Source organism: Micropruina sp., from assembly GCF_047606665.1.
Taxonomy (GTDB): domain Bacteria; phylum Actinomycetota; class Actinomycetes; order Propionibacteriales; family Propionibacteriaceae; genus Micropruina.
In genome coordinates this window covers 1-8,083 of record NZ_JASGEF010000034.1, presented here as the reverse complement: position 1 = coordinate 8,083, position 8,083 = coordinate 1, and the positions used below count along the sequence as shown (strand labels likewise).

Genomic DNA, 8,083 nt, shown 5'->3' with positions numbered 1-8,083 from the left:
GAAACGCCTCGACCAACTGCTTCTTGAACTCCGGGCTGAACCTGCCCCGCTTACTCGACATAATCATGATCCTTTCCTGGGTCAATCCTATTGGATCCCAAGTCCGGAAGAAATCAGGCACCCCACAGCGTCAGAAGGTCGATGCGATGCTTCGCCAGGGGCCCCAGCGGGTTCAGTCCGAGGCCGGTCGAGGAGATGCGAGAGGGCTTCGCCGCAATGATGGCGATGTTCCCGATCCCTGATGTGCGCACGAGCAGCATCGAACTTGCTGGCCGTCCGGCAGTGCGAGTCGAGCCGGAAGGCGAGGCCAAGCCGGCGAAGATCCTGTACTTCCACGGTGGTTCGTTCGCGCTGGGCTCCCCGCAAACTGCGATGGGTTTGACCGCGAGCCTGGTCGTTAGGACGGGATTCAGCGCCGTTTCCTTGGACTACCGACTGGCGCCTGAGCATCCGTTTCCTGCGGGGATCGATGACTGTGTGGCCGCCTACCGGACACTCCTGGACGAAGGCCTTGCCCCGGAATCGATCGCGTTCGCGGGTGATTCTGCAGGTGGTGGCCTGACCGTGACCACGACGATCGCGGCTCGTGACGCTGGTTTGCCGGTGCCGGGAGCGATCGTGGCGTTCTCGCCCGGTCTTGACCACACTCGCGCTGGCGCGACGATAGAGACGAAAGAGGGCATCGATCCGTTCTTCACCCGCGAGGGTATGGCCTATACCGGCGACATGTACCTGGGCGGCCAGGATCCGCATCAGGAGCTAACCGCTCCGGCCGTCTTGGGCAACCTGACTGGGTTCCCACCGATCCTGTTGCAGGTCGGCACGAACGAGCTGCTCCTGGATGACTCGGTTCGTCTTGCTCAGCGGGCACGCGAAGCGGAGGTGGATGTGATCCTTGATGTCACCGCCGGAGTGCCGCATGTTTTCCAGTCGTTCATCGGCCAGCTCGACGAGGCGGAGCAGGCGCTTGATCGGGCCGCCTTGTTCCTCACTCAACATCTCGCCGCCGCTTGACATCCATAGGAGCATCAGACCCGCGCGCCACCACCGTCTGCATGTTCATGGGTATCAGCTAGGCAAGGTGCTTTCGTATGCCGTGACGCATCGCCATCGGGACTGCGCGCTGAGCAGGTGCAGGTCGGCGCGGTGCCCGATGCCCAGCGGGGTTGTTCGGATCAAGAAGCCAGCGAACGGTGGCACGGTCGTCGTCCGAGACCAGATCGTCGAAGTCCTCGCCGAGGTAGCGGCGCAGCAGGGCGCCGGCGATCAGCCGGGTTTGGTCGGCGGCAGGCGGGGGCTGTTCGTCGAGGATGGTGCGTACCTCGACGACCCGCAGCCCAGCGGATTCGATCGCGAGTCCCCAGCCGCCGTCGAGAGGCACCGACCCCGGGAGGCTGGCACACATCCTTGTCGAACCACTGGTCTGCGGCTACCCGCAGGCGATCCTCGAGTCCTGGCGCGCCCCGTCCGAAGGTGTATGGCATCACGGATGTCGCGAGGCCCAACCTGCGGGTTGTAGGTCATCGTGTAGTCGCCGGTCTCGGCCTGCCTGTCCCCGGCATAGAAGGGGGCGGTGTCATGCACGTCGCCGTTGACCATTGCGGCGTCGGTGGTCTCGGTGCCGTAGTCCCAGCCGGACAGATGCTCGATCCCGGCCTCGACGCCCTTGGCGTCGATCAGGTCGAGCACCCGATCGGCCTCGTCGCCTTGGAGGAACACGACCCCGATCCACCGCTCGACCATCTGTGTTCCTGGTGCCCAGATGATGCGGCCGGAGTGGGTCATCGCGTCGTTGAGCCGGTCATGGGCCTGGTCGATCAGCGAGGCGGCCTGGTGCAGCCGCTCGTCGCCCCGGTGATCAAAATAGTCATTAGGCATGATTAACATGATTGATGACTATTCTCAAGTAGGATGAGGACATGCCTGCGGAAGCGTCGTTCGAGTCCTCGGTCGGGTTCCTGCTGTCCCAACTCGGGGTGCTCGCCACACGATCATGGGTCGGCGTGCTGGCCGAACGCGACCTCACTCCGCACCACCACAGGATCCTGCTGACCCTCCACACGGCCGGCCCGCTCGGAGCCACTGCGCTCGCCGACATCGTGCTGATCGACCCGCGGAACATGGGGCCGGTAGTGGCTCCCCTAGAGCGACGAGGCCTCATCCAGCGCGGCGATGATCCCGCAGATCGCCGCCGCCGCGTCATCTCCCTCACTCCGGCCGGAACGGAAGCTGCTGCCGAACTCGCCGCCGCGACGAGCAGAATCGAAGACGAACTGCTCGCGCCGCTTACTCCAGATGAGCGTGATGCGCTCCGCAGCCACCTCCGCCTGCTCTGGCAAAAGGCGAAGGCTCCGTAACCCGATCCGCATTGACCGAACAGGCCGAACGGCGGTAGCCCCACTCGCGCATCGACACGGGCGTCATCCGGCGGGTGCGCCGAGAAACGAGCGTTATCAAATCAGGGCGGTGGCCGGCGGTGAGTCCCTCCCGGGGAAACGAACGTTATGCGGGTCCGGCGAGGCTTCCACAACGCTCGTTTCGGCGCGGGACAGCCGAATTCGGGTTGGTGGCGTCGTCATAACGCACGTTTCGCCGCGCGGCGGCTGGCGATGGCTCGACTCCTGCCGCGAAGCCTCCCCGGCAGCTGCAAAAAAGGCACCCTGTGTATCGTGAGCGCGTGATCGATGACCTCCGGATCGGACCTGACGCGATCGCGCGTTGCGGCTGGGTCGGCGACGATGCCGAGTACCGCCGCTACCACGATGACGAATGGGGCGTCCCGCTCCACGGCGACCGTGAGCTGTTCGAGAAGCTGAGCCTCGAAGGCTTCCAGGCAGGGCTGTCGTGGATCACGATCTTGCGCAAACGTCCCAGGTTCCGCGAGGTGTTCGCCGGCTTCGAGCCCGAGACCGTCGCGGCGTTCGGCGACGACGACATCGCTCGGCTGATGGCGGACGCCGGGATCGTCCGCAACCGCGCGAAGATCGAGGCCACCATCTCGAACGCCCGCCTCGTCACCGAGATGGCAGCGGGCGACATCGACGCGTTGCTGTGGTCATTCGCACCCGATCCACGTCCCCGGCCCCGGACGTTCGCCGACGTGCCCGCAACCACTCCCGAGTCGGAGGCGATGAGCAAGACGCTCCGCAAACGCGGCTTCCGGTTCGTCGGCCCAACCACGATGTACGCGCTCATGCAGTCCGCCGGAATGGTCGACGACCACCTGCAAGAATGCTGGCGCTCCTCGATCGACGTCCTCCCAATCTGAGAAGTCAAAACTATTCCGCCCAGCGCTTCCTGTCGCCGGTCAAGCGGCGACGACACCACGGACGAGGACGCCTTCCGGGTATTGGCCGGACACGCTGGCGCAGTGACCATCAAGGTTGGCAGCGGAACGACCCATGCTCAGTATCGACTGGCCAATGTGGACCAGGTGGCGATCCTGTTGTGCAGGCTTGCCTATTGCCGCCACTGGGCGCAACCGCGGCAAGCCGATCCACTAAAAATGTTCCATGGCGAGTCCTGCGCGGCGGGCCACCAGTATCGCAACGCCTAACCCCGCGACGCCGATGCCGAGAATCGTCGCGGTGACCCTCGGAACTCCAATGCGATGCGCACTACGTCCCCGCCCTCAACGCATCTGAGCGGTCTCGGGTCGAAGTGCCGCTCCAACACAGCCCGGCTGCGCGACATCGAGCCCGTGGCGATGTCCCGGAAGCCCGCATCGCGGGCCGCCAGCCTGTAGAGCTCGTGGGTGAGGACGAGATCGCGCTGGTTGCCGAAGACCTCTTCCAGCACCGTCGGGCTGCTCGCCGGCCAGGTCCTGATAGGCGGCGTCTGGGTGTCTTCGCGGGCCCTGGGAATCATCATCGCCCAGCGCCTGCTGCTCAGCGCGGTGGCCACCGCGTCCGCCGTATTCATGAGTTCGCCGGCGGTTCCAGCGCCCTCGGCGGAGCCACCAGCGGCATCGGCGCCAGCGTCCTCGGCCCTCCGCTGGTTTTCGTCGCACCCGCCCTCTACGCCGGCCTCGCCACCATCGGCCTAACGATCATGAGCAGAACGAGGTACCTCGTACATACCCAGGCATCTGGTTCCGTCGTCCGACAAACCGGAGCCTGACACGTCGGAATGATCGGCCTCGATCGGGTGAGGCTGCCCATCCCACTGGACGAACGGGGCCAGTTCGCCGGCCAGGCCGCGGTTCACCCGTGCGGTGAGGGCGGTGCCGTCGGCGGTGTGCTCCAGTGTGACGATCTCGCCGCTGATGTGGATCTTGTTCACCAGGTCGCCCCGCTCATAGGGCACCAGCACGCGCACCTCGACTGCCGGACGCGGCAATCGCTCCTCGACCCGCCGCTTGAGCTCGGCGATCCCGTCGCCGGTCCGGGCGGAGACGAAGACGGCGTCCGGATACTGCGTGCGCAGCGCGGCGAGCGTGGTGGCGTCCGCGGCATCGGTCTTGTTGACAACCAGCTGTTCGGCGGTGTTGCCTGCGCCGATCTCGGCGAGCACGGTGCGCACCGCCTTGATCTGCCCCTCGGGGTCGGGCTCGGAGCCGTCCACCACGTGCAGCAGCAGATCGGCCAGCACCGACTCCTCCAAGGTGGAGCGGAACGCCTCGACCAGGTCGTGCGGCAGATGACGGACGAAGCCGACCGTATCGGTCAGCGTGTAGACGCGGCCGTCGGTGCTCTCGCTGCGCCGAGTGGTCGGGTCGAGAGTGGCGAACAGGGCGTTCTCGACCAGGACCCCTGCGCCGGTCAGGCGGTTGAGCAGCGACGACTTACCGGCATTGGTGTAGCCGACGATGGCCACCGAGGGGATCTCGTTGCGCTGTCGTTCCTGGCGCTTGGTGGCGCGCACCTCGTCCATCTCGCGCAGCCGTTTGCGCAGCACCGAGATGCGGGTGCGGATCCGGCGCCGGTCGGTCTCGATCTTGGTCTCGCCCGGTCCGCGGCCGCCGATGCCGGCACCGCCGGCGGCCCGTCCACCGGCCTGCCGGGACAGGTTCCCGCCCCAGCCGCGCAGCCGTTGCCGCAGGTACTGCAGCTGGGCCAGCTCGACCTGAGCCTTGCCCTCGGCGCTCTTGGCGTGCTGGGCGAAGATGTCCAGGATCAGCGCGGTGCGGTCGATCACCTTGACCTTGACCCGATCCTCCAGGTTGCGCAGCTGGGCGGGTTCGAGTTCGCCGTCGCAGATCACCGTGTCGGCGCCGGTGGCGATCACCACCTCGCGCAGTTCGTCCACCTTGCCGCGTCCGATGAAGGTGGCGGGGTCGGGGTGGCTGCGGCGTTGGACGAGCGCTTCGAGCACCTCGGATCCGGCGGTCTCGGCGAGCAGCTTCAGCTCGGCAAGGGCGTTGTCGGCGTCGCGCTGAGTACCGGTGGTCCAGACGCTGACCAGCACCACCCGTTCCAGCTGCAGATCGCGGTATTCGACCTCGGTGATGTCGGCCAGCTGGGTGGACATGCCGGCCACCCGGCGCAGCGAGAGCCGCTCGGCCAGGTCGAGTTGGTCGCCGTCGAAGTCGGCGGTCTCCGGATCGTCGGCGTCGTCGAAGCGTGGATGCGTCACAGGTTCACTGTGCCAGTCACAGGTTCACTGTGCCATGAGCGACGATGACGGCGGGGCCGGTGAGCCGGGCGCCCTCGGGTGCCAGGTCGACCAGCAGGGTGCCGCCGGGCGGGTCGACCCGCCAGCTGCCGGTGCTCTCCCCCGCCGCGGTCGCGGCGGCAACGGCGGCGGCCACCGTGCCGGTGCCGCACGAGAAGGTCTCGCCCACGCCGCGTTCCCAGACCCGCATCCGGATGTGGTGGTCGCCGACCGGTTCGACGAACTCGACGTTGGCGCGGTTCGGGAACATCTCGGACGGGTAGCCGGGCTCGCGGGTCAGGTCGAGGGCGTCCAAGCCTCCGACGGGCAGCAGGACGGCGGCATGAGGGTTGCCCACATCGACCGCGCGACCCTGGAAGGTCTGCGCATCGACGGTCACCGGCACCTGGTTCGGGGCCACCACCGGAACACCCATCCCGATCCGGATCTGATCGCCGTCCAGGAACTCGCCATGCCGGACGCCGGCGCGGGTGATGATGTCGATCGGACGGCTGTCGATCAGACCCTCGGTGAGCAGGTACTGCAGGAAGACCCGCAGCCCGTTGCCGCACATCTCGGCGATCGAGGCGTCGGCGTTGCGGTAGTCCATGAACCAGGCGTCGCCGTGCTGTTCGTAGCCGGCGACATGCCGGGCCCGGACGGCGCGCAACGTGCCGTCACCGCCGATGCCGGCTCGCCGGTCGCACAGGAAGCGGAGTTGATCGTCGCTCAGGTCGAAGGCGCCGTCGGGGTCGCTGAAGCACACGAAGTCGTTGAGCGTTCCGTGTCCCTTGGCGAAGGCGAGCATTCAGAAATTGCATCGCAATGCGCCCATGTGGTCAAACCGGGCCTGATCGGGCGGCTCGCTGTGCCTCGCATCACAGCGTGGCGACGATGGCTTCGGCGGTGCCGGCGCCGTCCGCCGGCAGCCATTCGACCCGGGGGTCGCGGCGGAACCAGCCGAGTTGTTTGCGGGCGAACCTGCGGGTGCCCGTGATGGTCTGTTGTTTGGCGTCGGCCTCGGTGAGTTCGCGGTCCAGGTAGGCGAGCACCTGCCGGTAGCCCAACGCGCGGGACGCCGTCCGTCCGTTGCGCAGCCCACGCTCGACCAGCGCGCGCACCTCGCCGACCAGCCCCTCGGCCCACATTCGCTCGACCCGTGCCTCAATGCGCTCGTCCAGCACCTCACGCGGCAGTTCGATCCCCCACTGGTGGACCTCCTCCAGGGCGTAGCGCCAATCCGGCAGGGTCGCTCGCCAGGTCCCGGTCAGCTCGATGACCTCGAGTGCCCGGACGATGCGGCGTCCGTTGCCGGGCAGGATATCGACCGCCGCCTGGGGCGACAGTTCGGCCAGCCGGCGATGCATCGCTGCCGCCCCGAACCGATCGAGATCGTCCTCCAGGCGAGCCCGGACCACGGCGTCCGTGCCGGGAAACTCGAAGTCGTCCAGGATCGCGTGCACATACAGCGCGGACCCGCCGGCCAGAATCGGCACCACGCCGCGCTCGCGGCAATCGGCGATGGCGTCCCTGGCCAACGGCTGGAAGGTCGCCACGCTGGCGGTCTGATCGACATCCAAGATGTCGATCAGGTGGTGGGCGATGCCACCGCGCTCAGCCCGGGACGGCTTGGCGGTGCCGATGTCCATGCCGCGGTAGACCAGCATCGAATCGGCATTCACGATCTCGGCAGGTCGTCCGCGGGCGCCGAGCAGTTGGGCGACCTGCACTGCCAGCGCGGTCTTGCCGCTGGCCGTGGGGCCGTTCAACACGATCAGCGGCGGGGTTGGCACCTCGTCATTGTGCCCCAGGTGGACGGGCAACTCACCGGACCTCTCCTTCCGCACTCACGGCCGTGGCCGAGCTCGAGGGACACGTCGTTGGCGACCCCCTTGGCAGAGCCGGTCCGACGGGGTAAGAATGGGCACGGAGCCGGACTCGAACCGGGCGGACGACAGAGAGGAGGCCGAATGGACTTCGTCGACAAGATCAAAGGAGCCGTAGCCGGCCACGAAGATCAGATCGAAGGCGCCATCGATCAGGTGGGCGACTTCGTCGACTCGAAGACGGACGGCAAGTACGCGGCACAAGTCGATCAGGCTCAGGATTTCCTCAAGGATCAGGTTCGGGACGCCGCTGGCGCGCCGGGACAGCCGTAGAGTTGATCGACTGATCTTTCGGACGAATTAGCAAACAACCGGTGGGGTCGGGCATCGCGCCCGGCCCCACCGCCCTGTTTCCGGCGGGCATTCGTGTTCCGGCGGGCAGTGCGACTGTGAGATTGTCGGCTATCGGTTCAGAGCGACGAGTTCGCCGATCGGAATGCTCGCGGACGCCTCGTTATACGCCGGCACCACCCCAGAGAACCCAGCCACCGACCAACTCACATCCCAATCAGCCACCGCCCGCACCCGATACTTCCCCTCCGGCAACGACGGCTCGGTATACACATACCCACAATCCGGCGAACCCACCCCAGGCTTCACCGCAG

The 8,083-nt window shown here is 66.9% G+C and carries 11 protein-coding genes and 2 pseudogenes; 7 read left to right on the top strand and 6 right to left on the bottom strand.

Annotation, left to right across the window (positions count from 1 at the left end; all coding sequences use genetic code 11):
• Window positions 1-242: hypothetical protein (locus QM619_RS07585; protein ID WP_415106297.1), on the top strand; the 242-nt coding region annotated here is incomplete at its 5' end.
• Window positions 196-1,014: an alpha/beta hydrolase gene (locus QM619_RS07580; protein ID WP_415106294.1), complete on the top strand. Its 819-nt coding sequence runs from the start codon at window positions 196-198 to the stop codon at window positions 1,012-1,014. The genes QM619_RS07585 and QM619_RS07580, both read left to right, overlap by 47 nt.
• 58 nt (window positions 1,015-1,072) lie before the next feature.
• Here QM619_RS07580 and QM619_RS07575 read toward each other — a convergent pair whose 3' ends face one another.
• Complete coding sequence (locus QM619_RS07575; RefSeq protein ID WP_415106291.1) at window positions 1,073-1,381, bottom strand: hypothetical protein; 309 nt, start codon at window positions 1,379-1,381, stop codon at window positions 1,073-1,075.
• Window positions 1,382-1,578: 197 nt separating this feature from the next.
• Here QM619_RS07575 and QM619_RS07570 point away from each other — a divergent pair, with 197 nt between their 5' ends.
• The 4 genes from QM619_RS07570 (at window position 1,579) to QM619_RS07555 (ending at window position 3,556) form a co-directional block, all read left to right on the top strand.
• Window positions 1,579-1,884, top strand: coding sequence for a hypothetical protein (locus tag QM619_RS07570; RefSeq protein ID WP_415106288.1), 306 nt, complete (start codon window positions 1,579-1,581; stop codon window positions 1,882-1,884).
• Between the two features lie 35 nt (window positions 1,885-1,919).
• Window positions 1,920-2,357: a MarR family winged helix-turn-helix transcriptional regulator gene (locus QM619_RS07565; RefSeq protein WP_415106285.1), complete on the top strand. Its 438-nt coding sequence runs from the start codon at window positions 1,920-1,922 to the stop codon at window positions 2,355-2,357.
• Window positions 2,358-2,680: 323 nt separating this feature from the next.
• Complete coding sequence (locus QM619_RS07560; RefSeq protein WP_415106300.1) at window positions 2,681-3,268, top strand: DNA-3-methyladenine glycosylase I; 588 nt, start codon at window positions 2,681-2,683, stop codon at window positions 3,266-3,268.
• Between the two features lie 102 nt (window positions 3,269-3,370).
• The gene (locus QM619_RS07555; protein WP_415106282.1) at window positions 3,371-3,556 is read left to right on the top strand and encodes a hypothetical protein; all 186 of its coding nucleotides are present in this window, start codon (window positions 3,371-3,373) and stop codon (window positions 3,554-3,556) included.
• Here the strand turns inward: QM619_RS07555 and QM619_RS07550 are convergent.
• The 4 genes and pseudogenes from QM619_RS07550 to miaA all read right to left on the bottom strand — a co-directional run bounded on the left by QM619_RS07550 (window position 3,553) and on the right by miaA (window position 7,385).
• Complete coding sequence (locus QM619_RS07550) at window positions 3,553-3,921, bottom strand: hypothetical protein (protein WP_415106280.1); 369 nt, start codon at window positions 3,919-3,921, stop codon at window positions 3,553-3,555. The two genes, QM619_RS07555 and QM619_RS07550, sit on opposite strands and share 4 nt — an antisense overlap.
• 258 nt (window positions 3,922-4,179) lie before the next feature.
• Window positions 4,180-5,574 (bottom strand): annotated as a pseudogene (hflX, locus tag QM619_RS07545) (GTPase HflX); the annotation flags it as partial.
• 16 nt (window positions 5,575-5,590) lie between these two features.
• Window positions 5,591-6,400, bottom strand: coding sequence for a diaminopimelate epimerase (gene dapF / locus QM619_RS07540; protein WP_415106277.1), 810 nt, complete (start codon window positions 6,398-6,400; stop codon window positions 5,591-5,593).
• Between the two features lie 70 nt (window positions 6,401-6,470).
• Complete coding sequence (gene miaA / locus QM619_RS07535) at window positions 6,471-7,385, bottom strand: tRNA (adenosine(37)-N6)-dimethylallyltransferase MiaA (RefSeq protein ID WP_415106274.1); 915 nt, start codon at window positions 7,383-7,385, stop codon at window positions 6,471-6,473.
• 177 nt (window positions 7,386-7,562) lie between these two features.
• Here miaA and QM619_RS07530 point away from each other — a divergent pair, with 177 nt between their 5' ends.
• Window positions 7,563-7,751: an antitoxin gene (locus QM619_RS07530; protein ID WP_415106271.1), complete on the top strand. Its 189-nt coding sequence runs from the start codon at window positions 7,563-7,565 to the stop codon at window positions 7,749-7,751.
• A 129-nt stretch (window positions 7,752-7,880) separates the two neighbouring features.
• Here the strand turns inward: QM619_RS07530 and QM619_RS07525 are convergent.
• Window positions 7,881-8,083: pseudogene (locus tag QM619_RS07525) on the bottom strand (hypothetical protein); the annotation flags it as partial.